Annotated in this window: 23 protein-coding genes; 11 read left to right on the plus strand and 12 right to left on the minus strand. The window is 72.7% G+C overall.

Annotated features, from left to right (window positions below; translation table 11 throughout):
• Nucleotides 1-136 precede the first annotated feature (136 nt).
• Nucleotides 137-868 carry an HAD family hydrolase gene (locus tag ADL05_RS14745; protein WP_053617537.1) on the plus strand — a complete coding sequence of 244 codons (732 nt, stop codon included), beginning with the start codon at nt 137-139 and terminating at the stop codon, nt 866-868.
• Nucleotides 865-1,623, plus strand: a complete 759-nt coding sequence (locus tag ADL05_RS14750; RefSeq protein ID WP_053617538.1) for an NUDIX hydrolase — start codon at nt 865-867, stop codon at nt 1,621-1,623. Before ADL05_RS14745 ends, ADL05_RS14750 begins: the two co-directional genes overlap by 4 nt.
• A 556-nt stretch (nt 1,624-2,179) precedes the next feature.
• On the opposite strand, the gene ADL05_RS14755 is transcribed toward ADL05_RS14750, so the two are convergent.
• The 4 genes from ADL05_RS14755 to ADL05_RS29740 form a co-directional block, all read right to left on the minus strand.
• Nucleotides 2,180-2,974, minus strand: a complete 795-nt coding sequence (locus ADL05_RS14755) for a hypothetical protein (protein WP_053617539.1) — start codon at nt 2,972-2,974, stop codon at nt 2,180-2,182.
• 33 nt (nt 2,975-3,007) lie between these two features.
• A complete protein-coding gene (locus ADL05_RS14760) occupies nt 3,008-3,583 on the minus strand; it encodes a hypothetical protein (protein ID WP_197285806.1) in 576 nt (191 codons plus the stop codon).
• A 125-nt stretch (nt 3,584-3,708) separates the two neighbouring features.
• On the minus strand, nt 3,709-4,974 hold the full coding sequence (locus ADL05_RS14765) for an APC family permease (protein ID WP_053617541.1): 1,266 nt from the start codon (nt 4,972-4,974) through the stop codon (nt 3,709-3,711).
• A gap of 388 nt (nt 4,975-5,362) precedes the next feature.
• Nucleotides 5,363-5,869: a dsRBD fold-containing protein gene (locus tag ADL05_RS29740; RefSeq protein ID WP_082376410.1), complete on the minus strand. Its 507-nt coding sequence runs from the start codon at nt 5,867-5,869 to the stop codon at nt 5,363-5,365.
• Nucleotides 5,870-6,011: 142 nt separating this feature from the next.
• Here ADL05_RS29740 and ADL05_RS14775 point away from each other — a divergent pair, with 142 nt between their 5' ends.
• From ADL05_RS14775 to ADL05_RS14790, 4 genes are all read left to right on the plus strand, one after another.
• The gene (locus ADL05_RS14775; RefSeq protein WP_053617542.1) at nt 6,012-6,650 is read left to right on the plus strand and encodes a class I SAM-dependent methyltransferase; all 639 of its coding nucleotides are present in this window, start codon (nt 6,012-6,014) and stop codon (nt 6,648-6,650) included.
• Nucleotides 6,651-6,794: 144 nt separating this feature from the next.
• Nucleotides 6,795-7,355 carry a TrmH family RNA methyltransferase gene (locus ADL05_RS14780; RefSeq protein WP_053617543.1) on the plus strand — a complete coding sequence of 187 codons (561 nt, stop codon included), beginning with the start codon at nt 6,795-6,797 and terminating at the stop codon, nt 7,353-7,355.
• Between the two features lie 223 nt (nt 7,356-7,578).
• The gene (locus tag ADL05_RS14785; protein ID WP_053617544.1) at nt 7,579-8,961 is read left to right on the plus strand and encodes a hemolysin family protein; all 1,383 of its coding nucleotides are present in this window, start codon (nt 7,579-7,581) and stop codon (nt 8,959-8,961) included.
• Nucleotides 8,958-9,965, plus strand: coding sequence for a hemolysin family protein (locus tag ADL05_RS14790; protein WP_053617545.1), 1,008 nt, complete (start codon nt 8,958-8,960; stop codon nt 9,963-9,965). Before ADL05_RS14785 ends, ADL05_RS14790 begins: the two co-directional genes overlap by 4 nt.
• A 69-nt stretch (nt 9,966-10,034) precedes the next feature.
• Here the strand turns inward: ADL05_RS14790 and ADL05_RS14795 are convergent, their stop codons facing one another.
• From ADL05_RS14795 to ADL05_RS14805, 3 genes are all read right to left on the minus strand, one after another.
• Nucleotides 10,035-10,463, minus strand: coding sequence for an organic hydroperoxide resistance protein (locus ADL05_RS14795; RefSeq protein ID WP_053617546.1), 429 nt, complete (start codon nt 10,461-10,463; stop codon nt 10,035-10,037).
• 74 nt (nt 10,464-10,537) lie between these two features.
• Nucleotides 10,538-11,002, minus strand: coding sequence for a MarR family winged helix-turn-helix transcriptional regulator (locus ADL05_RS14800; RefSeq protein ID WP_053617608.1), 465 nt, complete (start codon nt 11,000-11,002; stop codon nt 10,538-10,540).
• Between the two features lie 136 nt (nt 11,003-11,138).
• Nucleotides 11,139-12,686, minus strand: coding sequence for an aldehyde dehydrogenase family protein (locus ADL05_RS14805; RefSeq protein WP_053617547.1), 1,548 nt, complete (start codon nt 12,684-12,686; stop codon nt 11,139-11,141).
• A 175-nt stretch (nt 12,687-12,861) separates the two neighbouring features.
• Here ADL05_RS14805 and ADL05_RS14810 point away from each other — a divergent pair, with 175 nt between their 5' ends.
• The 3 genes from ADL05_RS14810 (at nt 12,862) to ADL05_RS14820 (ending at nt 16,512) form a co-directional block, all read left to right on the plus strand.
• On the plus strand, nt 12,862-13,926 hold the full coding sequence (locus ADL05_RS14810; protein ID WP_053617548.1) for a pyroglutamyl peptidase: 1,065 nt from the start codon (nt 12,862-12,864) through the stop codon (nt 13,924-13,926).
• A gap of 149 nt (nt 13,927-14,075) precedes the next feature.
• Nucleotides 14,076-15,617 carry a polysaccharide deacetylase family protein gene (locus ADL05_RS14815; protein WP_053617549.1) on the plus strand — a complete coding sequence of 514 codons (1,542 nt, stop codon included), beginning with the start codon at nt 14,076-14,078 and terminating at the stop codon, nt 15,615-15,617.
• 115 nt (nt 15,618-15,732) lie between these two features.
• A complete protein-coding gene (locus tag ADL05_RS14820) occupies nt 15,733-16,512 on the plus strand; it encodes a polysaccharide deacetylase family protein (protein WP_053617550.1) in 780 nt (259 codons plus the stop codon).
• 88 nt (nt 16,513-16,600) lie between these two features.
• Here ADL05_RS14820 and ADL05_RS14825 read toward each other — a convergent pair whose 3' ends face one another.
• On the minus strand, nt 16,601-18,025 hold the full coding sequence (locus ADL05_RS14825) for an aldehyde dehydrogenase family protein (RefSeq protein WP_053617551.1): 1,425 nt from the start codon (nt 18,023-18,025) through the stop codon (nt 16,601-16,603).
• A gap of 60 nt (nt 18,026-18,085) precedes the next feature.
• On the opposite strand from ADL05_RS14825, the gene ADL05_RS14830 reads away from it, so the two are divergent.
• Together ADL05_RS14830 and ADL05_RS14835 are read left to right on the plus strand one after the other, a co-directional pair.
• On the plus strand, nt 18,086-18,712 hold the full coding sequence (locus tag ADL05_RS14830) for a TetR/AcrR family transcriptional regulator (RefSeq protein WP_053617552.1): 627 nt from the start codon (nt 18,086-18,088) through the stop codon (nt 18,710-18,712).
• A 176-nt stretch (nt 18,713-18,888) separates the two neighbouring features.
• Nucleotides 18,889-20,286, plus strand: a complete 1,398-nt coding sequence (locus tag ADL05_RS14835) for an alpha/beta hydrolase domain-containing protein (RefSeq protein ID WP_231640757.1) — start codon at nt 18,889-18,891, stop codon at nt 20,284-20,286.
• Nucleotides 20,287-20,305: 19 nt separating this feature from the next.
• On the opposite strand, the gene ADL05_RS14840 is transcribed toward ADL05_RS14835, so the two are convergent.
• The 4 genes from ADL05_RS14840 to ADL05_RS14855 form a co-directional block, all read right to left on the minus strand.
• A complete protein-coding gene (locus ADL05_RS14840) occupies nt 20,306-21,121 on the minus strand; it encodes a hypothetical protein (protein WP_156365853.1) in 816 nt (271 codons plus the stop codon).
• 238 nt (nt 21,122-21,359) lie between these two features.
• Nucleotides 21,360-22,574 (minus strand): fumarylacetoacetase, encoded by a 1,215-nt coding sequence (gene fahA / locus ADL05_RS14845; protein ID WP_053617554.1) that lies wholly within the window; start codon nt 22,572-22,574, stop codon nt 21,360-21,362.
• A 30-nt stretch (nt 22,575-22,604) separates the two neighbouring features.
• A complete protein-coding gene (locus ADL05_RS14850) occupies nt 22,605-23,453 on the minus strand; it encodes a hypothetical protein (protein ID WP_053617555.1) in 849 nt (282 codons plus the stop codon).
• A 28-nt stretch (nt 23,454-23,481) separates the two neighbouring features.
• Nucleotides 23,482-24,690, minus strand: coding sequence for a homogentisate 1,2-dioxygenase (locus ADL05_RS14855; RefSeq protein WP_053617556.1), 1,209 nt, complete (start codon nt 24,688-24,690; stop codon nt 23,482-23,484).
• Nucleotides 24,691-24,702: the final 12 nt, after the last annotated feature.

Consider the following 24,702-nt stretch of genomic DNA (forward strand, 5'->3'; position numbering starts at 1 on the left):
CGGGCGCGGTGGAGCCGCGGCCCCACCCTCCGTATCGTGATTTTGGCCACATCCCATTAGGCGGGGTTTACACCTTTTACGTCGTCCTTACGGGTTAGCGTTGGCATGTTTTGTCCTGCCAGCCAGTTGAGGAACGATGCCGAACATACCCGCAGCGCCCATGGCGATCTGCTTCGACCTGGACGACACCCTCATCGATGACGAAGCGGCGTCGTCCACCGGTCTGCGCGCGGTCATGGACCGCCTCGGACACCCCGACTTCACCGCGGCGCGCACCCTCTGGGACGTCCAGACCGAGATCTCCTTCGGCGCCTACCTGCGCGGCGACGTGAGCCTGGACCAGCAGAGACGCGACCGGATCCGGGCCCTGGCCGTCCAGGCGGGCCACGCCGAGATCGCCGACAACCACTGTGACGACCTCTACCGCCTCTACCTGGACGCGCACCGCTCGGCGTGGCAGGTCTTCCCCGACGCCATCCCCACGCTGCACGCGCTGCACTCCTCCGGCTACCGCCTGGCCGTGGTCACCAACGGCATCGAGGCACTCCAGCACGCCAAGCTCCAGGCCCTGGAGCTGTCCCCGTACTTCCACGCCGTCGTGTGCGCCGACACCGCCGGCTCGGGCAAGCCCGACCCCGCGATCTTCCACATGGCCGCCCAGCGGCTCGGTGTGACCCCCTCCGACTGCTGGCACGTCGGCGACCAGATCCAGTCCGACGGCGTCGGCGCCGTCGCCGCCCGCATGCACCCGGTCATGGTCGACCGCCGCGGCCGCCAGCGCTTCGAGGGCGTGACCACCGTCGCCAACCTCGACGAGCTGCTGCGGCTGGTCGGACTGCCCAGCGTGGCCGCCACGGGCTCGCTGTGACCACTGTGCCCTCGGGCGAGCCGGCCCGGCGCGTCACCACGCACCTCGTGGTCCCGGGCCCCGCCCTGCTGGGCGCGCGTGTGCTGTTCGGCCAGGATCCCGCCGACGTCGCCCGCACCCTCGGGCGGCTGGCGGCGCAGGAGTCCCTGGTCGCCGTCGACGTGCTCACCGACGTGGTCACGGCCCCCGACGGCACCCCCTGCCAGGTGGACCGGATCGTGTTCGCCACACCCGCCACGGTCGGGCACTGGCCCGCCGTGGCCGCCTCGGTCCAGCGGTCCGTGGCACCCGAGCGGGTCCTGGCGGAGGAGGAGCCCGGCCGGCGGTCCCGGCTGAGCCGTCTGGCCTCCTACGGCATCGTCACCGACCCCGCCGGACGCATCCTGCTGAGCCTGATCGCCGAGGGCTTCCCCGGCGGAGGCACCTGGCACCTCCCGGGCGGCGGCGTCGACCCGGGCGAGGACGTGCGCGGAGCCCTGCGACGCGAGGTCCTGGAGGAGACCGGCCAGGAGGGCGTGGTCGGCCGCCTGATCACCGTGGCCAGCCACCACCGCGTCCCGCCGACCGGCACGGAGGTCTACGCGGTCTGGGTGTTCTCGCACGTGCACGTCCCCCGCCCGGGCGAGCCCCGCGTGCTGGAGGTGGCCGGTTCCACGGCCGACTGCGCCTGGTTCACACCCGAGGAGGTGGTCGGGCTGCGCCTGTCCACGACCGCCAAGCGCGGCCTGGCCTACCTGGTCGCCCACACCCGCTGACATCCCGCCCGCGCCGGCTCTCCCCCGCACACGGGGCTCAGAGGAGCGCGCGATCCCTCCCACCCCGCCCCGCGCCTCGGGAACCACGGCAGGGTCGAAGGCGGCCGTTCAACCTGGCCCCAGGGGGTCGGCTCGGGGCGCGCCAGTGTTCACTCAAGGACGCGGAGCCGCCTCGAGGCGGACCGCATCGCAGATGTCCGTCGAAGGGTGGCGGGCGAGGGCGTGGAGGCCCGGGAAGACGGTCCCCGGCCGCCGTACAGGGGGTGTTCTCCCGAACGCCCGGTAACAGGACAAGTAAGCGCAGTCTCCGTCAGCGGGTGTGTGCGAGGACCTCCTTCGGCCAGAGGGCGCACGTCCACCAGGCTCCGATCGCGGCGCAAGCGGTGCCGGGAGAGCAGCGCATTGGGAGACGTGGATGTCCCAGCCCGGCTTCGTTTCCTCGTGCACGCCGACCTGCTGCACGCCTGGACCAAGACGCGACCCTCAGCCCGTGCACGAGGCGTCCTCGGCTTCGATCTCCATCAGGTCCTGCACCGTCATGCCGTCCGGAAGGGCCTCATCGTGCTCCTTGAGCGCCTCGCCCTCGGGGGCCCGGGCACTCGCCTGCGGGTGCCTCGTCGGAACTCCGCGGGTTCGCGTGCGGCTCGGCGCGCGCCAGCTCGCGCGCCAGCGCCCCGACGGTCTCACCCATCATCCGGCCCTCGAAGGTCCCCTCGCCCCGCAACAGGGGTTCGGGCGAGGTGCGGCGCGCCTGGGCCGATTCCACGCGGCCCCCGCTCTCGCCGTTGCCGACCACACCGCCGTCGGCCGGGACCACCGAGTTGCTGTCCAACCCCATCCACATGGCCGGCTGGGGCTCGTCGCCCGGCGTGCAGCGGGCCTCCTCCCAGTCGATCGCGATGACGTAGTCGTGGCCCACTTCCACGCGCGGCTCGTCCTGGGTGCCGATCGGCCTCATGTCGTCCACGCCGCCGGTGAACACGAACCCCCACGTGGGGTACTCGTACGTCTCCGGTGCCGGCCGCGCCGCGTCGGGTGCCGACCACAGGACCCGCCGCACGTCCAGGGTGACCGTGCGGCCGACCATCCCCTCTCCGCGCTCGACCTCGACCGGTAGCGGTTCGTGGACCACCTCATCCACGACGCTCGCCAGGATGACGTGGTCGGCGTTGGTCACCCAGTCCTGGGCGGTCTCACCGGATTTGCGATAGGAGGCAGCGGCGTTCGTCAGGGGCAACTCGTCGGGGTCGGGTTCGTAGGTCGCGACGTTGAATGCGACCGTGGCCGCGACCGCGGCTGTGCCCATACCCGAGGCGATGAACACCCGGGTGCGCTTACTGATGCGAGACATGGCGGATCCTCCCCGGCTGGTACGTGGCATCGATCATGGCCCGAAGACCAGACATCCGCGCCGAATCGAAGTTCGACAGCTTCGGTGAGGACAGAGCCCCGTGTCGGAGACCCACCGCGTGTCCCGTCTCGTGGCAGCCAGTCCTCGGTCGTACGCAACGTAGCCCCGGATGCGCACGTACTGCTGGCCAAACCTGGCGCTGTAGCCGTTGACGGCGTCGTCGAACCAGGTCACGCCCATCACGTCGGGGGGCACATTGTCGACCCGCCCCTCCTGGTGGACGATGTCCGTCTCGCCCGGGCCGGAGAGAACCGGGGCGTCACCGTCAACGATGTAGAGGTCGGTGGGGCCGTAGTCCCGGTTCATGGTGTTGATGACAGCACCGCGGTCAGGGCTTTCCAGCTCGAACGCGTCCGCTCTGTCCATGTGGTGGTAGGTGTCGGTGTAGTCGGTGCGGCAGGGCACGTTGCTGTCAATGTTCTGGGGGTCCTGGATCCAGCGATCGTTGGGGGCGCTGGCTGTGGGGAACATGCCGTCGGTGGCCAGAGCTGCGGCCACACCGGCGGTGCCGGGTGAGGCCGCCACGGCCACACCGAGAACAGTAGCCATACGACGTCTGAGAATCCGCATGAATTGCATTCAGTAGTCAATAATAATGAACGCCAGTCGCACACTAGAGTAAAAGCACCAAATCGGAACTTGATCATGCGAAGTGGTCCAGGCTCGGAATGCGCCTACAGGCGCAGCCTGTACCTCTCCCGGGCCCACCACACGGCGGCGCCGAGGCCCAGCACCGCCAGCCCGGCCATCCCCACCGGCAGCGGCAGGCTGCACGCCAGGACCACGCACCCGACCAGGCCGACGACCGGCACCACCAGCGGCGGCCGGGTCTCGTCCGGACCCAGGCGCAGCGCGGAGGCGTTGGTGATGGCGTAGTACACCAGGACCCCGAACGCGGAGAAGGCGATCGCCCCGCGCAGGTCGAAGAGCAGCACCAGCACCAGCACCACGGCGCCGACCAGGATCTCCGCCCGGTGGGGGACCCCGTGGCGCTCGTGCACGACGGCCAGGGCGCGCGGCAGGTGGCCGTCGGCGGCCATCGCGGCGGTCGTGCGCGAGACCCCCAGCACGAGGGAGAGCAGCGCCCCCAGGCTGGCCACGGCGGCGCCCGCGACCATGACCGGGACCAGGGCCGGGTACCCGGCGACCAGGACCGCGTCGACCATCGGCGCGGTGCTGGTGGACAGGCGGTCGCGCCCCAGCACGATGAGCAGGCCGGTGCCCACGGCCATGTACAGGGCCAGGACCCCGCCCAGGGCCAGCACGATGGCGCGCGGGATGGTGGTCTCGGGGTCGCGGACCTCACCGCCCAGGGTGGCGATGCGGGCGTACCCGGCGAAGGCGAAGAAGATCATCCCGGCCGAGCCGAGCAGCCCGAAGGATCCCGGCCAGGGCCCCAGCCCCTCCACCTGGGCGACGAGGGCCAGGCGGCCGCTGAGCACCATGGCCGCGATCGCGACCGCCAGCGCCGCCAGCACCAGGACCACCAGGACCTTGACCACGAACGTGGAGCGGCGCACCCCCCGGTAGTTCAGGGCGGTGATCGCGACGACGGCGGCCGCGGCCACCGGGCGCTCCCAGCCGGGCAGCGCGTAGGCGGCGAAGGTCAGCGCCATCGCCGCGCAGGAGGCGACCTTGCCGACCACGAACGACCATCCCGCCAGGTAGCCCCACAGCTCGCCCAGCCGCTCGGTGCCGTAGACGTAGGCGCCCCCGGACTGGGGGTGGCGCGCGGCGAGCCGGGCCGAGGAGACCGCGTTGCAGTACGCGACGATCCCGGCGATGAGGATGGCGACCGGAAGCCAGGCGCCCGCGCCGACCACGGCGGGGGCGAAGACCGAGAACACGCCCGCGCCCAGCATGGCGCCGGCGCCGATGGCGACCGCGTCGACGGTACCGAGGACCCGGGCGGGTCCGGCCTGGGGTGACGAGGTGGTCAACGGGTCTCCTTGCGTGAGTACGCCCGGCTCGCACCGGGTGGCAACGCGCTTCTCCCCGGACTCCTCCGGCAAAGAGCACAGCGGTACCTCGGACGCGGCGGCCGCCTCCGTCCCGACGAGTCCTCCGTCCCTTCCCCGGCCGCCCTGCACTGGTGCCGACACGGCGGCGGTCCGGGATCCCGGAGGCCGGGACGCGCGTCCCGCCATCGGGGCGGGAGCCGTGTCCGACTTCCGAGTGTGCCCGATGCGGGTGACCACCGGGCCCGAACCGCCCGAGGCGCGGGTGGCCACTTTCGGTCTGATCGGTGACACAGGGCACACGGAGCGGCCCCCGGCCGGAGCCGGGGGCCGCGGGGCCGGCGCGGTGGGTCGCGCCGGTGGCGGTGGGTCAGGTCGGACGCCAGGGCGTACCGGTGTTGTCGTTGATGTCCTCGGCCGCGACCTGGCGGAGCTGGCGTGAGAGGTCGGACAGGGCGCGCGAGACGGCGAGCTCCTCCCCGATCTCGGGTACGTCGAGGTCGGCGGGGTGTTTGCGAGACATTCCGTGCCCTCGGAGCGCCGTCCCGTCGTCGGCGACCAGGCCGACTTCGGCCCAGGTCCGCGCGGTGTCGCCCTCGGTCTCCTCCGCGACGACGACGTCGACGTCCCAGCGCTTCATGGTCTGCATGGCTTGCGTCTCCTCCGTGTCCGCGCCCGTGCGGCCGGGCCTGTGTTCGATGTGCGCGTCCGGCCCCGGGTAGACCAGGGCGTCGTGCCCGCCGACCGCGTCCAGCCAGTGCACCTGGTACGGCGGGGACCCGCCGTCGCCCTGGACCTTGGTGACGACGCCCGTCCGGCGGTGGGTGTCGGCACGCGGGCTCTCGACGACGAGTCGGTCTCCTACCTCTGCTCGCATGTGTTCCCCCACGAGATGGTCGGTTACCTCCATCTTCCGCACCCGGTGGTCCCAGGTGCGGGGTCTTGGAGATTTCGTATCCGGCAGGTGGAGAGGTTTTTGCCCGGCCGGAGCGGGGAGCGCGTCCTGGTAGCGTCACGGCGTGGCCCAGCACTACTTCGACTCCGATCCCGACGCCGCCAGCCGGCCCTCCACGGCCGACCTGGTCCTGCCCGACCTGCACCTGCGGCTGCACACCGACCGCGGTGTGTTCTCGCCCGACAAGGTCGACCTGGGCACGCGCGTGCTGTTGGAGACCGTCCCGGCGCCGCCCGCGCGGGGGCGCCTGCTGGACCTGGGATGCGGTTACGGGCCCATCGCGCTGACGATGGCCTCGCGCGCCCCGCGGGCGCGGGTGCTCGGCGTGGACGTCAACGCGCGCGCGGTGGGGCTGGCGCGGCGCAACGCGGCCGAGTACGGGCTCGCGCACGCGCGGTTCGCGGTCGTCTCCCCCGAGGGCCGGGCGACCGCCGAGGAGGCCGCGCCCGCCGCCGGGGAGCTGGAGGGGCCCTTCGACGCGGTCTGGTCCAATCCGCCCATCCGGGTGGGCAAGGACGTGCTGCACGCGATGCTGCGCACCTGGCTGGGGCGGCTGACTCCGCAGGGCACGGCCCATCTGGTGGTCCAGCGCCACCTGGGCGCGAACTCGCTCCAGAAGTGGCTGGACGCCCAGGGCCTGCCGGCCGAGCGCGTCGCCTCGCGGGCGGGGTTCCGCGTCCTGGCGGTACGCCGTGGGGCGTGACGCGCGTTCGTGCCGTCGTCCCTGCTCCGGCCCGCGCCGGTGTGTCCGGCCCCCGCGTGCGGGGCGGGCGCCCGACCAGTATCCTGATGCGAACACCGATCCCCGGGACCGCCCGGGCAGAACCCGCCGAGGAACACACCGCAGTTGAGCACGCAGTTGCGTCCCACCGACGTCAAACGCCTGAACCGCCAGTGGCGCAGGCGCACCGAAGGGCGTCTGGCCCTTCTGGTGGAGTCCGTCACCCAGCCGTACAACCTGGGGTCGATCCTGCGTACCTGCGCGACCTTCGGCGTCGACCGGCTCTGGCTCACGGGCAACAGCGCCGACCCCGACGACCCCAAGGTCGGCAAGACCGCGCTGGGCACCGGCGCGAAGGTGGCGCACACGCGGACCGCCTCCACCGCCGACGCCCTGGCCGCGGCGCGCGGTGAGGGGTTCAAGGTCGTCGCGGTGGAACTGGCCTCCGGCGCGGTGCCGCTGCACGCCGCCCCGCTGGAGCCGGACGTGTGCCTGGCCGTGGGCGCCGAGGACCACGGCTGCTCCCCCGCCCTCTTGTCAGGCGCGGACGCGGTGACCTACATTCCGCAGATCGGCCGGGTCGGATCGCTGAACGTGGCCGTGGCCACCGCGATCGCCCTCGCCGAGGCCCGGCGGCGCGAGTGGGCGGCCTTCGGCGACGAGGCCGACGCGCCCGTGGGGAACTGAGCGGGAACTTTTCGCCCGCCTTTCAGCGTCTTTCTGACACATGGACCACTTCGGTCACAGCAACAACGCGCACCCGCGCAGAGAGAGGAACAGTGGACCCGTCCCGAAGTACCGACAGCATCCTGAACGGATGCTGTGACACAGACGACGAGCCCCCTTCTACGGAGGGTGCGCACCCTCGTAGAGGTCCGAGCCCGAAGCGGATCCAGGCGGTGCGTGCCCGATGATGAGCACCGTCCTCAGTATCGCCTTCGGCATCCTGGTGGTCCTCCTGATCACCGTGGCGACGGGATACTTCGTCGCCCAGGAGTTCGGCTACATGGCCGTGGACCGCTCGCGGCTGCGAGCGAGGGCCGCGGCGGGCGACGCCGGGGCCAAGCGGGCCCTGGGCATCACCAAGCGAACGTCCTTCATGCTCTCCGGCGCCCAGCTGGGCATCACCGTGACCGCCCTGCTGGTCGGCTACGTGGCCGAGCCCCTGATCGGTAACGGCGTCGGCGAGCTCCTCGGCGCCGTCGGTGTCCCCACGGGAACCGGCGTGGCCATCGGCATCATCCTGGCGCTCCTGTTCTCGACCATCGTGCAGATGGTCTTCGGTGAGCTCTTCCCCAAGAACCTGGCCATCGCCCGGCCCGAACCGGTGGCGCGCTGGCTGGCGCTGTCGACGGGGATCTACCTCAGGATCTTCGGCCCGCTGATCTGGCTCTTCGACCAGGCCGCGATCCTGCTGCTCAAAGCGGCGCGGATCGAGCCGGTGGAGGACGTCCAGCACGCGGCGACCGCGCGCGACCTGGAGAGCATCATCGCCGAGTCCCGGGCCAGCGGGGATCTTCCCCCCGAGCTGTCCACGCTGTTGGACCGCACCCTGGACTTCCACGAGCGCACCGCCGGGCACGCCATGATCCCGCGCCCGGAGGTGGCCACCGTCGAGGAGGGCGACCCGGTCAGCCGGGTCGTGGAGCTCATGGCCTCCGACCACTCGCGCTTCCCGGTCCTGGGCGCCGGTGTCGACGACATCGTCGGCGTCATCTGCCTGCGCGACGTCCTCGCGCTGGGGGACCGCGACCTGGCCGAGACCAAGGTCAGCGAGGTGGCCAGGCAGACCGTGATGCTTCCCGTGTCGCTGCCGCTGCCGGCCGCCCTGAACCAGCTGCGCGAGGCGGGCGAGGAGTTCGCGTGCGTGGTGGACGAGTACGGCGGTCTGGCCGGCGTCATCACGACCGAGGACCTGGCCGAGGAGCTGGTCGGCGAGATCGCCGACGAGCACAGCCCCGCGGAGGAGTCCCCCTCCTACCTGGAGGGTGAGGGCTCCTACCTGGTCCCGGGCGGACTGCACGTCGACGAGGTCGAGCGTCTGCTCGGCCACGACCTGCCCGGAGGGGACTACGAGACCCTGGGCGGTCTGGTCGTGCACGAGCTGCACCGGCTCCCCGAGGCCGGTGACACGGTCTCCATCGCCCTGCCCCGGCCGCCCAGCGCGCACGACGAGGACCCCGACATGCGGTTGACCATGGTCGTCAGCGCGGTACAGAGGCACATTCCGCACACCGTGGAGCTGCGGCTGCACGAGAGGTCGGACGAAGAGTCGCAGGAGGCGTCGGCATGAGTGACATGAATGTGTGGGTGGCACTCGCGCTGACCGTCGTGATCATCGCGCTGAGCGCCTTCTTCGTGGCGATCGAGTTCGCCCTGGTGGCGGCGCGCCGCTACCGGCTGGAGGAGGCCGCCGAGTCCAGCTTCTCGGCGCGGGCCGCGGTCAAGAGCGCCCGCGACCTGTCGCTGCTGCTGGCCGGGTCGCAGCTGGGGATCACCCTGTGCGCCCTGGCGCTGGGCGCGATCTCCAAGCCCGCCGTCCACCACCTGCTGGAGCCGCTGTTCGGCGGTCTGCCGCAGGCGGTCGGGTACGTGGTCTCGTTCGTCCTGTCGCTGATCGTGGTGACCTTCCTGCACCTGGTCGTCGGTGAGATGGCGCCCAAGTCGTGGGCGATCTCGCACCCGGAGAAGTCGGCGATCATGCTGGCCGTGCCGATGCGGGCGTTCATGTGGTTCACCCGTCCGCTGCTGCTGATGCTCAACGGCATGGCCAACTGGTGCCTGCACCGGCTGGGCGTCGAGGCGGTGGACGAGATGTCGGCCGGGCACGGCCCCGAGGACGTGCGCGAGCTGGTGGAGCACTCGGCCAAGGCCGGTGCGCTCGACCCCGAGCGCCGCGCCCAGCTGGCCACGGCGCTGGAGGTCAACTCCCGTCCGCTGAGCGAGATCGTCACACCGCGCGAGGAGATCGCGTCGGTGTCCCCGGACTCCGGGGTGGACGACATCAAGCGGGTGTCGCGGGAGTCCACGCACCTGCGCCTGGTGGTGATGGACGGTGACGAGCCGGTGGGTGTGCTGCACGTGCGCGAGGCGCTGACGAGTCCGGCGGGCACGACCGCCGCCGACCTGATGCGCCCTGTGCTCACGCTGTCCGCGGACACGCCGATGTACGCGGCGATGGGCATCATGCGCGAGAGCCGCAGCCACCTGGCGCTGGTGGAGGACGACGGTCTGATGGGCCTGGTCACGCTCCAGGACATCCTGGACCGGCTCCTGCTCCTGGAGGCCGCCGCCTAGACGGCGCGCCACCCGACATGACGAACGGCCGCCCGGGCGCAGTGCCCGGGCGGCCGTCGCGTTGTCGCGTCAGGCGGTGGTCACCGAGAGGTTGACCTCGATGTTGCCGCGGGTGGCGCGGGAGTAGGGGCACACCTGGTGGGCGGCCTCCACCAGCTCCTCGGCCTTGGCCTGGTCCTGGCCGGCGATGGTGACGGCCAGGTCGACGACCAGGGTGAGGCCGTCCTCGGCCTTGCCCAGGGAGACCTTGGAGTCGATCGTGGAGCCGTCGATCTTGACCTTGGCCTCGCGGGCGACCTTCTTCAGGGCGCCGTGGAAGCAGGCGGCGTAGCCGACGGCGAAGAGCTGCTCGGGGTTGGTGCCGGAGCCGTCGTCGCCACCCAGGCCCTTGGGCACGGAGAGGTCGACCGACAGGCGGCCGTCGTCGGTCTTACCGGATCCGGCGCGGCCCTCTCCGGTCACGGTGGCGTTGGCGGTGTACAGGATGTCGACGGACATGTGTTCCTTTCGTGCCCCGCGGACGGGGCCGTCGTGTGGTGCGGCTGGTCGGTCCTTCCGGCGGGCCGGACGCCTCAGCCGGTGTGTCGGCGCCCGGCCGACTCCACCGAGCGGGTGATCTCGTCCAGGGCCCGGCGGAGTTCCCCCGCCCGGCCCGGGGACAGGCCCGCGGTGCACAGGAGCCGCTCGGGGATGTCCTGGGCGCGGGCGCTGAGGGCGCGGCCGGCCCCGGTCGCGCTCACCCGGACGACGCGTTCGTCGTCGGAGTCGCGCTCACGGGTCAGGAGTCCCGCCTGCTCCATCCGGCGCAGCAGGGGCGAGAGCGTCCCCGAGTCCAGGTGCAGGGCGTGGCTGAGGTCCTTGACCGTGAGGCCGTCGCGCTCCCAGAGCGCGAGCATGACCAGGTACTGCGGGTAGGTCAGGCCCAGGTCGTGCAGCAGCTCCCGGTAGAGCCCGGTGAGGGCGCGCGAGGCCGCGTAGAGGGAGAAGCACAGCTGGTTGTCCAGTGCCAGGGGATCGCCCTCGTCGGTGTCGGCCACGGTGCCCCTCCCCGCGTCGTCGGTCGGACCCTCGAACACGCATGACGCTACCAGTATTGGTTGCTCACAACAAGATTGACCACAACATTTCTTGGCCGCCGGTCCCCGCGTCCGGGGGCGCGGGGACCGCAGGGGTTCAGAGGAAGCGCACGCCCTGGGCGAGGGGGAGCTCTCCGCCGTAGTTGACGGTGTTCGTCGCCCGGCGCATGTAGGCCTTCCACGAGTCCGATCCGGACTCGCGTCCGCCGCCGGTGTCCTTCTCGCCGCCGAAGGCGCCGCCGATCTCCGCACCGGACGTGCCGATGTTGACGTTGACGATCCCGCAGTCCGAGCCGGCCGCGGACAGGAACCGCTCGGCCTCCGACTGGTCCTGGGTGAAGATCGACGACGACAGCCCCTGGGGCACGCCGTTGTGCAGCTCCACCGCCTCCTCGAAGGTCCGGTAGGTCAGCACGTACAGGATCGGCGCGAAGGTCTCCTCCCGCACGATCTCGCTCTGCGCCGGCATCCGCACCACCGCGGGCTCCACGTAGTAGGCGTCCTCGGCCGCCTCCGCCAGGCGCCGGGCGCCGCCCACGAGCACCTCGCCGCCGTCGGCCTCGGCCCGCGAGAGCGCCTCGCGCATCCCGGCGTACCCGCGCTCGGAGACCAGCGGCCCCACCAGCGTCTCCTCGTCGAAGGGGTCGCCCACGCGGTCGCGCAGCTGCTTGTAGGCGTCCACGATCCTGTTCGTGACCTCCTCGGCCACGTCCTCGTGCACGATCAGGCGGCGCAGCGTCGTGCAGCGCTGGCCCGCCGTCCCCGCCGCGGAGAACACGCTGCCGCGCACGACCAGGTCCAGGTCGGCCGAGGGACCGACCACCGCCGCGTTGTTGCCGCCCAGTTCCAGCAGGCAGCGCCCCATGCGGGCGGCCACCCTCGGCGCCACGGTCCGGCCCATCGCCACCGAGCCGGTGGCCGACAGCAGGGCCACCCGCTCGTCCTCGACCAGCGCCTCGCCGACCTCGCGCCCGCCCAGGACGACGTGGTGGACGCCGGCCGGCGCGCCGACGTCGGCGGCGGCGCGGGTCAGGAGGCCGTGGCAGGCCAGCGCGGTGAGCGGAGTCGAGTCCGAGGGCTTCCACACCACGGTGTTGCCGCACACGAGCGCCACGCAGGTGTTCCAGGACCACACGGCGACGGGGAAGTTGAAGGCGGTGATGACACCGACCACGCCCAGCGGGTGCCAGGTCTCCATGAGCCGGTGCCCGGGGCGCTCGGAGGGCATCGTGCGCCCGTAGAGCTGCCGGGACAGACCCACGGCCAGGTCGCAGATGTCGATCATCTCCTGGACCTCGCCCAGGGCCTCGGAGTGGATCTTGCCGGCCTCCACGGTCACCAGGGCCGCCAGGTCCTCCTTGTGCTCGCGCAGCAGCTCGCCGAGCCGGTGGACGAGCCGGCCGCGCACGGGCGCGGGGGTGTCGCGCCAGGCGGTGGTGAAGGTGTCCCGGGCGGCGGTGACGGCTCTTTCGGCGGAGGCCGGGGTGTCGAACTCGACAGGGAAGAGGATCTGCCCGGTCAGGGGGGTGCGCGCCACGCCGGCCGCGCCGACGGGTTCGCGCAGGCGCTCGACCCCGCACCGGGCCAGAGCGGCACGCGCGCGCTCGGCGAGGTCCCGGGTGTCAGGGAGGGCAGCGGTGTCCATGGGTATCTCTCTCCGTTGAGAGGGCAGCGGTCACTACACACCCTGCCAAGTCCGCGGCCCCCGGTCCAGCCCCGGTGTCAGGTTCGGCGCCTCGCACCGCTCCCCCCGCAGCGGCGGACTTTCCGGAACGTTAGACTCGCCGGGGCCCGTTCCCGACACTAGAGTCTGCGACCCCGTGCACCACCATCCCACTCCCGAAGAGGAACGCGCCGGACTCCCCGAGCCGCGGCGGATCCTGGCCCGCTCCGGCTTCGGAGCGGCCGAGCCGCTGTTCGCCGCCGACCTGCGCGCGTGCCAGGACCTGCCCCAGGCGTGGGGAACGGTCTCCTCCCACGCCTCCCGCCTGTGGACCGAGGCCGCGCGCACCGGGCCCGGCGGGCCCGACGACCGCCCGCTGTACTGGGCCCGGCTGGTCCTGGCGGCGCGGCTGCGCGCCTGGCGGCCGGGTTTCGAGCTGTCCGACCGCGAGCGCGGGGAGCTGCTGCACCTGTGGGAGACGTCCTCGCGCGGCATCAGCGACCTCGACTTCCCACCGGGCGACAGGTGGATCCGGGTGGTCGTGACCGGGTTCGACCCCTTCCACCTGGACGAGGACCCCGGCTGCTCCAACCCCTCGGGCGCGGCGGCCCTGGACCTGAACGGCTGGACGTTCGCGGTGGGCGAGCGCACCGCGATCGTGCGCACGGCGGTGTTCCCGGTGCGCTGGGCCGACTTCGACGCGGGTCTGGTGGAGGAGGCCCTGGCGGGCCGGTACGCGCGGGCCGACGCGGTCATCACCCTGAGCCGGGGGCGCCCCGAGCGCTTCGACCTGGAGGTGTGGAACGGCTCCTGGCGCGGCGGGGGCACCGACAACCTGGGCCGGGCGCGGACGGGGCGCGTTCCCGCGCCGGGGCCCGACGCCCCGGAGTGGACCCGGTCCTCGCTGCCGGTGGAACGGATCGTGGAGCGGGCGCGGGGGCGCTTCCCCGCCGTGGCCAACACCGAGGTGACCGAGGTGCCCGCGGGCGGCGGCGACCCGGTCGTGCGGGCCCAGGGCCCCTCCCCCGGGTCGGCGGCCCGGCGCGGGGGCGGCGGCGACTACCTGTCCAACGAGATCGCCTACCGCAACACGCTGCTGAGCGAGCGGGCGGAGCGCGACGTGCCCGCCGGGCACGTCCACGTGCCCAGGACGCGCCGCCCGGAGGAACACGCCGACACCCTCGCCCAGATCAGGGCGATCGTGGCGGCGGCGGTCGGCTGAGGACCGGGCCGGACCACAACACGTTGACCAAATTGTCACATTTGACACACAAACCGTCGCGCTAAGTGATGTGACTTCGGCTCGGCTCCGATAGTGTCCCCCTCGTGGTTGACACCTCACTGCGACGAAAAATCTCTGTCTGCGCCGCCATGGGACTGCTCCTGGTGCCCGGCTGCCATGCCGCCGACGACGGCCTGCCCTTCGCCGAGGCGATCGGCACGCCCCTGGAGGAGGTCCCCGGTGTGGTGGCGGGCTCCGGATCGGTGACCGCCGACCACAGCGTGGTCGACTACCGGTATCCGCGCCTGGGCGGTTCCCATCCGCTGACGATGGAGATCCGCACCACCATGGCCGAACGGCAGACGGCGTTCCTGGAGGACCTGCCCGAACGCGGCACGCCCGAGCTCAGCCAGGACACCACCATCCTGGCCATGTCGGAGGAGGTCGTGGGCGCCCGCCTCACCTCCGTCACCCGAAGCGGCCTGCGCGAGACGCACACGGCCACCACGCTCTGGTACGCGGCCGAGGGCGAACGGGTCCTGCCCTGGACCGCCCTCTTCCGCGACGAGGCCGCCCTCGAACAGGCGCACCTGCACCTCGCGGACGTCCTGACCGAGGGCTACCACCTGCCCGTCGAGCAGCTGCCCGGCCTGATCGGCGAGGTCTTCGCCCGGGCCGGCGCCGAAGCCGACGCCGTGGCGGAGCCGGCCGAGGGCGGGGCGCTGGCGGACCCGGCGGCGACGCCCGTGCCCGACGCGGCACCGACGCCCGAGGAGCCGACCGTGCCCGGGGAGGGTGAGCCGCTGGACCTCGCCGACCCGGAGCAGGCCTGGACGGCCGCCGAGGAGTGGGCCGGCTCCCCGCTGGAGGACCTGGCCTTCAGCACCTCCGGCGGTCTGGTGGCGCGCATGGACCCCGACGACGTGCCGGGGGCGGGCGGCGGCGAGGTCCTGCTGCCCGTGGAGGCCGAGGACGCCGAGGAACTGCTCTCCGGCCTGGGCTTCCAGGCCCGCGACGCCGCCCTGGCCGGCAACGACGACGTGCCGCCCCTGGGCGAGGGGCTGACCGCCCAGGGCAGCGAGCTGAACTGCCAGCGGCTCAAGTGCGTGGCGCTGACCTTCGACGACGGCCCCGGTGAGCACACCGAGGAGCTGCTCGACATGCTGCAGGAGTACGACGCCACCGCGACCTTCTACGTGCTGGGGTCACTGGCGGAGGAGTTCCCCGAGGTGCTGGAGCGCACGGCCGCCGAGGGACACGAGATCGGCAACCACAGCTGGAAGCACGACGACCTGTCCGGGATGTCCGAGGCCGGGGTCGCCAAGGACCTCGAACGCACCAACCGCGCGGTGGAGGAGGTCATCGGATCGGAGCCGCTCACGCTGCGCCCGCCCTACGGGGCGCTGAACGGCACCGTCCGCCGGTCGGCCGACATGCCCATCATCCTGTGGGACGTGGACACCCTGGACTGGCAGAGCCGCGACACCGCGATGATCTCCGAGCACGCGCTCACCCACTCGGTGCCCGGCAGCGTGGTGCTCTTCCACGACATCCACCAGACGTCGGTCGACGCGATCCCCGCGGTCCTGGAGGGCCTGCACCGGCAGGGGTTCCACTTCGTCTCCGTCACCGACCTGTTCCACGGCGAGCTGGAGCCGGGCGACGTCTACACCGACGCCCAGCCGACGTAGGGACGCGCACGACGACCAAGATTTTTTACCCGTTCTCGGACGCCTCAAAAGCGCAGATCGTCACTTTTTACCTTCGAACGCCGTTTTCGTGACGAAACGCAGATACATTCGATGCGTGAACGCGACACTCTCATCCCAGCGCATCCTCGTCCGGTCCGCGGTCGCCGTCGTATCCGCGGTGAGCGCCTGCGCCGCTCTGGCCGCGCCCGCCGCCGCGGCGGTGCCGGACGTCCCCGGGCCGGCCGGGTACGCCACGTCAGCGGTGGTCGGCGGGCTCAGCGGAGGGCCGCTGGACTGCGCCCAGCTCAAGTGCGTGGCCCTGACCTTCGACGACGGCCCCGGTGAGCACACGGACGAGCTGCTGGACACCCTCGCCGGGTACGACGCCCAGGCTACCTTCTACGTCCTGGGCTCCAAGGTCGCGGGCAACACCGGCACCCTCCAGCGGATGGTGGAGGAGGGGCACGAGATCGGCAACCACTCCTGGGACCACGCCGACCTGGCCACGCTCTCGGCCGGCGCCGTCGAGAAGGACATGGAGCGCACCAACGAGGCCATCCGCGAGGCGACCGGGACCGAGCCCGTGACCATGCGCCCGCCCTACGGCTCGCTGGACGACACGGCGCGCTCGGCCATCGACCAGCCCATGGTCCTGTGGGACGTGGACACCCTGGACTGGCAGAGCCGCGACGCCGACGCGGTCACCGACGTGACCCTGGACGAGACCGCCCCGGGCAGCGTGGTGCTCTACCACGACATCCACGAGTCCACCGTCGAGGCGGTACCCGAGGTGCTCAAGGGCCTGCACCGGCAGGGGTACCACTTCGTCACGGTCGACGAGCTGTTCGCCGACACGATGAAGCCGGGCGACCTGTACACCGACGCCCGGCTCTAGGGCTCTGAGGCTCTGGGGCAGCGCCCGCCGCACACGCCCCGGCACCGGCGGGGCCGCCCGGGGCACGGCACACGCCCCGGCTCCGGGGTCAGAGCATCCTGCGCAGCAGGCGCTCCTTGAGGTCGGTGATCGGCGCGTAGGCCACCCGCATGGTGTCCAGGCGCAGCGACTTGTCGAGCACCGACTTGGTGTGCGAGAAGGTCTCGATCGAGGCGGCGGAGTGGTAGGCGCCCATCCCGCTCTCACCGACCCCGCCGAAGGGCAGGTCGGGGACGGCCAGGTGGGCGATGGGCAGGCCGAAGGCCAGCCCGCCCGAGGAGGTCTCGGTGGTCAGGCGCCGCTTGGTCTCCTCGGACTCGGTGAAGGCGTACAGGGCCAGCGGCTTGTCGCGCTCGTTGACGAACGCGATCGCCGCGTCCAGGTCGGGGACGCCGATCACGGGCAGGATCGGTCCGAAGACCTCCTCGGCCATCACGGGCGCGTCGGCCGGGACCCCGCCCAGGACCGTCGGGGCGATGTAGAGGTCGTCGCGGTCGTGTTCTCCTCCGGCCACGACCGTGCCCGAGTCCAGCAGGGCGGTGAGCCGGTCGAAGTGGCGCTCGTTGACGATGCGGCCGTAGTCGGCGCTGCGGGCCGGGTCCTGGCCGAACATCTCGGTGATGGCCGCGGCGAGTTCGCGTTCGAGCGCGGGGGCGCTGTCGCCGATGGCGAGCACGTAGTCGGGTGCCACGCAGGTCTGGCCGGCGTTGGTGAACTTGCCCCAGGCCAGGCGGCGGGCGGTGGTCGCCGGGTCGGCTCCCGGCTCGACGATGGCGGGGCTCTTGCCGCCCAGTTCCAGGGTGACCGGGGTCAGGTGCTTGACCGCGGCGGCCATGACGATGCGGGCCACGGCGCCGTTGCCGGTGTAGAAGATGTGGTCGAAGCGCTGCTCCAGCAGGGTGGTGCTCTCGGGCACGCCGCCCTCCACCACGGCGACCGCCTCGGTGTCGAGGTAGCGCGGGACCAGGTCGGCCAGGGCGGCCGAGGTGGCCGGGGCGAGCTCGCTGGGCTTGACCAGGGCGGCGTTTCCGGCCGCGAGGGCGCCGACCAGCGGGGCCAGGGCCAGGTTCACCGGGTAGTTCCACGGGGCGATGATCAGCACGGTGCCCAGCGGCTCGCGCACGCGGCGGGCCCTGGCGGGGGCCAGGGCCATGGGCACCGACACCCGCTGGGGGCGCAGCCACGACGCCAGGTGCCTGAGGGTGTGGTCGATCTCGTTGACCACGAACCCGATCTCGGTGGTGTGCGACTCCACCGGGCTCTTTCCGAGGTCGGCCCTGAGCGCCCGCTCCAGGGTGGCGCGCTCCTCGGTGAGCAGTCGGCGCAGGGCGCGCAGCTGGGCGCGCCGCCAGGCCAGGGGCTTGGTGCGGCCGTCGGCGAACGCGGAGCGCAGCCGGGCGACGGTCGCGACGATGTCGGCGGTCGTGACGATGTCGGCGGTCAGGGGTGCACTGGTGGCCTCGGTGTTCGACATGGGCTGATACTAAACGAAAGCTTTTCGTTTCGATAGGGACGCTCGCGTAGGATTCCGGTCATGACCACCGACCATCTGCCCGAGGCGTCCGCCGCCCCCGCCCGGGGACGGCCGCGGGACGCCGCACGGGACCGCGCGCTGATGGACGCCACCCTCGCCGAACTCCAGGCGCACGGCTACAGCGGCCTGACGACGGCCGCCGTCGCCAAACGCGCCGGGGTCTCGACCGCCACCCTCTACCGCCGCTGGCGCTCCAAGGAGCACCTGGTCGTGGGGGCCGCCCAGGCCTGGGCCGAGGACCTGGGGCCCGACGTCGACCACGGCGGTCTGCGGGCGGATCTGGCGGCCCTGCTGCACGACAAGGCCGACGCGCTGGACGGCCCCTCGGGCCGCCTCCTGCGGGCCGTCCTGGGTGAGGCCGCGCACAACCGGGCGCTGGCCGACGTGCTCTTCGACGCCTTCGTCCTGCCGCTGCAGAACCGGGTCTCGGCCCTGCTGGTCCGCGCCGCCGCCCGCGGCGAGATCGAGCCGGTGGCCGATCCCCTGGTCGTCGGCGAGATGGTCATCGGTCCGATGGTCAGCCACACCTTCCTCATCCCGCACACGCCCGGCGCGAGTCCGGGCGCGGACATGGCCGAGCGCCTGCTCCCCTACCTCCTGCGCGCCCTGGGCGCTCGCGACCGCTGACCCGGTACCGGACCGGGGGCGGCCGGCACGGCGGGACACCGGATCAGGGAAACGACCTGTCCCTGGCCAGGGCCCCTCTGCCCCCGTTGTGGGCGGTCCCGGCGCGCTGTACGTTCGCCTGGCCCCACCAGTGAGCGGGCGCGGACCCCCTGCGCGCCCGAGGAAAGGTGATCGCCGTGGCACCACGCCCACGCCGGCTCGGGGCGGCCGCCGCCCTCGGGCTCGGCCTCCTCCTGTGCACGTCGACGGTCTCGGCCGCTCCGGCCCCCGCCGACCTCCTGCCCGTCCCCCTGCCCGACGTCGAGGGCCCGCTGCCGAGCGCCGTGCCCGGCGACCCGGCCGCCGACGACATCGGGGACACCGCCCCGTTCTTCGCGACCGACGCCGACCTGGAGGCCCACGGCTACGTCGAGGAGGAGTTCCTGGTCTCGGGCACCGCCCGTCAGTACTCCGACGGCGCCGCGGACTCCGAGCACCCCTACCGGACGCGGGTGGTCGTGCGCCGGCCCGCCCAGGAGCGCGACTCGAACGGGACCGCGCTGGTCGAGTGGCAGAACGTGACCGCGGGCTACGACATCGACGCCCTGTGGGCGCCCAGCTCCGACCACATCATGCGCTCGGGCTACACGTGGGTGGGGGTCTCGGCCCAGAACGTGGGCGTGTCCCACCTGGCCGGGTGGAGCCCGGCCCGCTACGGCGACCTGGACGTGACCGACGGCGGGACGGTCGGCGACGACCAGCTGTCCTACGACGTGTTCGCCCAGGCCGCCCAGGCCCTGCGGGTCCCCGGCGGCGGGCCCCTGGCCGGCGGCCTGGAGTACGACGGGGTCCTGGCGATCGGGGCGTCGCAGTCGGCCGCCAGGATGACGGTCTACCACGAACAGGTCCTGCCCCACACCGAACCGGTCTTCGACGGGTACGGCTTCATGGTGGGCCCGGCGCCCTCGGGCGAGCGCCCCGAGCCGGTCTTCCAGGTGCTCTCGGAGACCGACGTCGCCGGATCCGTGCCGCGGGAGGACACCGACACCCTGCGGGTGTGGGAGGTGGCGGGCGCGGCCCACTCGGGCTGGGCCGGGCGCGCGGCGCGGGCGGACCTGGAGGAGCGCGACCTGGGCGGGCAGACCGAGTTCGAGTGCGCCGACCCGCCGTTCAGCCGGGTTCCGTTGCAGCATCCGCTCAACGCCTCCTACGACCACCTCCGGGACTGGGCCGCCCACGGGACCCCGCCGCCCGGGGCCGATCCGATCGAGCGGACCGCCTCGGGCGAGATCCTGCGCGACGAGGACGGGCACGCGCTGGGCGGCATCCGGCTGTCCCAGCTGACGGCGCCCACCGCTCTCAACACGGGCACCAACCGCGCGGCCGACCCGGACAGCGCGTTCTGCTACCTCTTCGGCACGCACCTGCCCTACGGCGAGGAGGAGCTGTCCGAGCGCTATCCGACGCGCGGCTCCTACGTGTCCGCGGTCGTGCGCTCGGACGTGCACAACGTGCGCTCGGGCTACCTCACCCGCGCCGACGCCCGGGAGAACCGGCACACGGCCGTCCGCTCGGGCATCGGCGGCCGGCACTAGCCGGCGGCGCCCGCGACGTCTAGGGGACGATGACGGGCGTCCAGTACGGGTGCTCCATGGAGTGGCGCTGGTCGTCGGGGAGTCCGTGGCCGTCCGGGTCCGGCTCCCCGGTGACGAGCCAGTCACCGAAGCCCACCCGGGCGACGGGGTCCCACTCGATGACGTGGCCGTGGACCTCCGTCCGTTCCAGCTCCAGTCCCTGGCCGTCCTCGACGCGCTCCTCGGCGAGGACGTACACCTCGACGGTGGAGGCGCCGGCGGTGCGCCACATCACACCGATCGGCGTGATGCGGTGGGACGAATCGGGGGAGGGATACCTTTCCGGGTCGAAATCCGCGCCGACCGAACGCGCCGCCTCGGAGATATCCACCGCGCGCTCGGACAGGAATTCCGTGCCCACCGATTCGGGGTCCGACTCCTGGTCATCGGCGTGGTAGACGGTGAGGGCTCCGCCCAGTTCACCGGTGTCGTTGGTGGAGATCGCGCGCAGGTAGGCCAGGACCATCGACACGCCGCCCTCGGCCTCACGGGAGAACTCGACCGGGTAGCTGTCCTGCATCCTGCCTCCGCCCTCCCGTGGTTCGAAGGCGGCCAGATCGACGTTGTCGGGCGGGGGCGGGCCGTCGGGATCGCCTGTCCCGTCGGGGCCCTCGGAGCCGGAGGGGTCGGTGGCGTCGCCGCCCCCGTCGGCCGGAGCGGTGAGCACGGTGCGGCCGTCGCCGGATCCGGCCGAGCAGCCGGACACCAGGACCAGACTGACCAGGACCGGGCCGAGCACGGGTGCCAGGGCGCGGCCCGCACCTGCTGTTCCTCTGGCCCCGATCCGTCGTGCCACGGGTGGAGTGAACGAAATTCCGGCGATCTCTCCGGTCGGCTCGAACGGCATGGGTCTCATTTTCGGCATCGTCGGCTGAATTCTCTTCCGATTTATATGGAGGGCACCGGATTTATATCATCCGTGCCCAGCCGACGACATTTCCGGGAGGTTAATCGTGGCTCTGCCGCACACGGCGGAGCCCCGGACCTGCGGTGGCGGGTCCGGGGCTCGGTGCGGCCGGTGCGGAGCGGCGTCCCTACCGTGCGGGCAGGACGCGGCCGGCGACCTCGCCGAAGTCCACCCGCGTCCCGCCGGGTCCCGGCGCGGTGGCGGTGATGGTGACCTCGTCGCCGTCCTCCAGGAACGTGCGCTCCGTACCGTCGGGCAGGCGCAGCGGTTCCCGGCCGGCCCAGGTCAGCTCCAGGAGGCAGCCGCGCTGGCCCGGTTCGGGGCCGCTGACCGTGCCGGAGGCGTAGACGTCCCCGGTGCGCAGGGAGGCGCCGTTGACGGTCATGTGCGCGAGCTGCTGGGCGGCGGTCCAGTACATCAGCTCGAAGGGCGGCCGGGACACGACGTGCCCGTTCAGACGCACCTCCAGGCGCAGGTCCAGGCCCCACGGCCGCGAGCCCCGGAGGTAGGGCAGCGGCTCGGGGTCCTGGGCCGGCTGCTCCACCCGGGCGGCCGACAGGGCGGCCAGCGGCACGATCCACGGCGAGACCGAGGTGGCGAACGACTTGCCGAGGAAGGGGCCGAGCGGCACGTACTCCCAGGCCTGGAGGTCGCGCGAGGACCAGTCGTTGAGCAGGAAGACCCCGAACACGTGGTCGGCGAAGTCGTCGACGGCCACGCGCCCGCCCATGGGGCTGGGCGCGCCCACGACGAACCCGACCTCGGCCTCGATGTCCAGGCGGGCCGAGGGGCCGAACACGGGGGCCGGTTCGGTCGGCGGCTTGCGCTGGCCGGTGGGCCGCACGATGTCGGTCCCCGAGACCACGATGGTGCCCGAGCGGCCGTGGTAGCCGATCGGCAGGTGCCGCCAGTTCGGGGTGAGGGGCTCCTGCTCGGGCCGGAAGATGCGGCCGACGTTGCTCGCGTGGTGTTCGGAGGCGTAGAAGTCCACGTAGTCGGCGACGGTGAACGGCAGGTGCAGCGAGACCGAGTCGCGCTCCACCAGGTGCGGGCGCACGGCCGCCTCGTGGACCGGGTCGGTGAGCCAGGTGGTCAGGGCCTCGCGGACCTGGTCCCACACCGGTCGCCCGGCCGCCATGAGCGCGTCGAGCGAGGGGCCCGCGACGGTGTCGGTGAAGGGGGCGCCCACGGCGCGGGCCGCCGCGCCCAGGTCCAGGACGTGGGCGCCCACGGCCACGCCGGTGCGCGGCGCGGGGTCGGCGGCGGTGCTGAACACCCCGTAGGGCAGGGTGGCGAGTCCGAAGGGCGCGTCCGGGTCGAGGTCGAGCCAGCTGTCGGGCATGGGGGTCGCTTCCTGGTCGGTGTCGGGTGGTCAGTGGGTGCGGGCCGCGGGCAGCGCGCCGAGGACCACGAGGTCCTCCAGCGGCTCGGTGACGCTGCAGGTGCCGAAGGAGCGGAAGGCGTGCCGGACGGACGCGGCCTCCTCGCGGGTGAGCGCGCCGATCCGTGCGGCCACCGCCGGCCCGTCGCGCTCGGCCAGCACGCCGGCGGCCTCCTCGGGGTCGGCGCCCGCCACCAGGGCGTGGGTGGCCAGCAGCACGTTGAGGAAGCCGTGCTGTTCGAACCCCTCCGCGGTGGTGTGGCGGACGGCGCGGTGCAGCCCGGCCGTGCACTTGAACGGCACGCCCGCCGCGACGGCCGCGTGCAGCAGCCGGGCGAGCTCCGCCTCGTCGGGGTGGGCCTCGGGGACCAGGCCTCCGGTGCGGTACTTGGCCCGGTGGCCGGTGGCGGCCAGGGCCGCCAGGTCGGCGTTGACGTCGCCCACGCGTGAGAGCTCGACGTAGCCCTCGGCGCCCTCGGGCAGGTGCCGGTCGAGTTGCTCGGCCGCGTCGCCGGCCCGGCCCGGTTCGGCGGCGACCTCCACGGCGGCCAGGCGCAGCCCGGGGTCGGCCCGGACGGCGGCCACCGCGGATTCGACCGCGTCGGGCCCGCCGGGCACGGTGACGACGACGGCCAGCGGATCGTGCCGTGCGTCCTCCCTGCTCAGGAAGGTGCGCAGCTCGGCCGTGCGGGCGTCGGAGACCACGAACGGCCCCACGTAGAGGGCGCGGCGCCCGGCCAGGTGGGCGCGGTGGGCGGGCACGGCCTCGCCCATGGGCGCGTTCCCGGGCGGGAAGAGCGCGGCGTCGTCGAACAGGTGGGCGTACAGGGCGTCGCTCATGGGGTCGCCTCCCCCCGTGCGCGGGCGCTCACCGGCGTCCTCCGGCCCAGGTCCACGCGTAGCCGCCGTCGTCGCAGGCCCGGCCGCCCTCGCCCAGGTCGAGCGGGCGGAAGGTGTCCACCATGACGGCCAGTTCGTCGAAGTAGTGGACGCCGACGCTGCGCTCGTAGGCGCCGGGCTGGGGGCCGTGGGAGTGTCCGCCGGGGTGCAGGGAGATCGATCCCTGGCCGATCCCCGAGCCCTTGCGTGCCTCGTAGTCGCCGCCGCAGTAGAACATGACCTCGTCGGAGTCGACGTTGGAGTGGTAGTAGGGCACGGGGATGGACTCGGGGTGGTAGTCCACCTTGCGGGGCACGAAGTTGCAGATCACGAAGTTGTGCCCCTCGAAGACCTGGTGGACGGGCGGCGGCTGGTGGACGCGGCCGGTGATGGGCTGGAAGTCGGCGACGTTGAACGCGTAGGGGTAGAGGCACCCGTCCCAGCCCACGACGTCGAAGGGGTGGGTGGGGTAGGTGTAGCGGGTGCCGGAGATCCCGCCGGGCCCGTCGCCGCGGTGCTTGATGAGGACGTCGACCATCTCGTCCTCGGCCAGCAGCGGCTCGGTGGGTCCGCGCAGGTCGCGTTCGCAGTAGGGCGCGTGCTCCAGGAACTGCCCGTAGCGGGACAGGTAGCGCTTGGGCGGCGCGATGTGGCTGTTGGCCTCGATGGCGTAGGCCCGCAGCGGCCCGTCGCCGGTGGGCACCCAGCGGTGGGTGGTGGCGCGGGGCAGGATCACGTAGTCGCCGCCGCCGACCTCCAGGGCGCCGAACACGGTCTCCACGCGGGCCGCGCCGGACTCCACGTACACGCACTCGTCGCCGATGCCGTTGCGGTACAGCGGCGAGGGCGCCCCTGCGACCACGTAGGAGATGCGCACGTCGTCGTTGCCCAGGACGAGGCGGCGCGACTCCACGACGTCGGCGGCCTTCCAGTCCTGGTCGGAGAACAGTTCGTGCAGGCGCAGGTGGCGGGGGACCATCGGCGCGTTGGGCGTGCGGGTCAGGTCCGGCACCGGCCATGGCGCGGCGTCGGCGATGGCCGAGGGGATGGCGCGGTGGTAGAGCAGCGAGGAGTCGCTGGAGAAGCCCTCCTCCCCCATCAGTTCCTCGTAGTACAGCCCGCCCTCGGGGTTGCGGTGCTGGGTGTGGCGGGTGTGGCGGGTGCGGGGCACCTCGCCGACGTGGCGGTAGTGGGCCATGGCGGTGATCTC

The organism is Nocardiopsis sp. NRRL B-16309 (genome assembly GCF_001279585.1).
Taxonomy (GTDB): Bacteria; Actinomycetota; Actinomycetes; order Streptosporangiales; family Streptosporangiaceae; genus Nocardiopsis.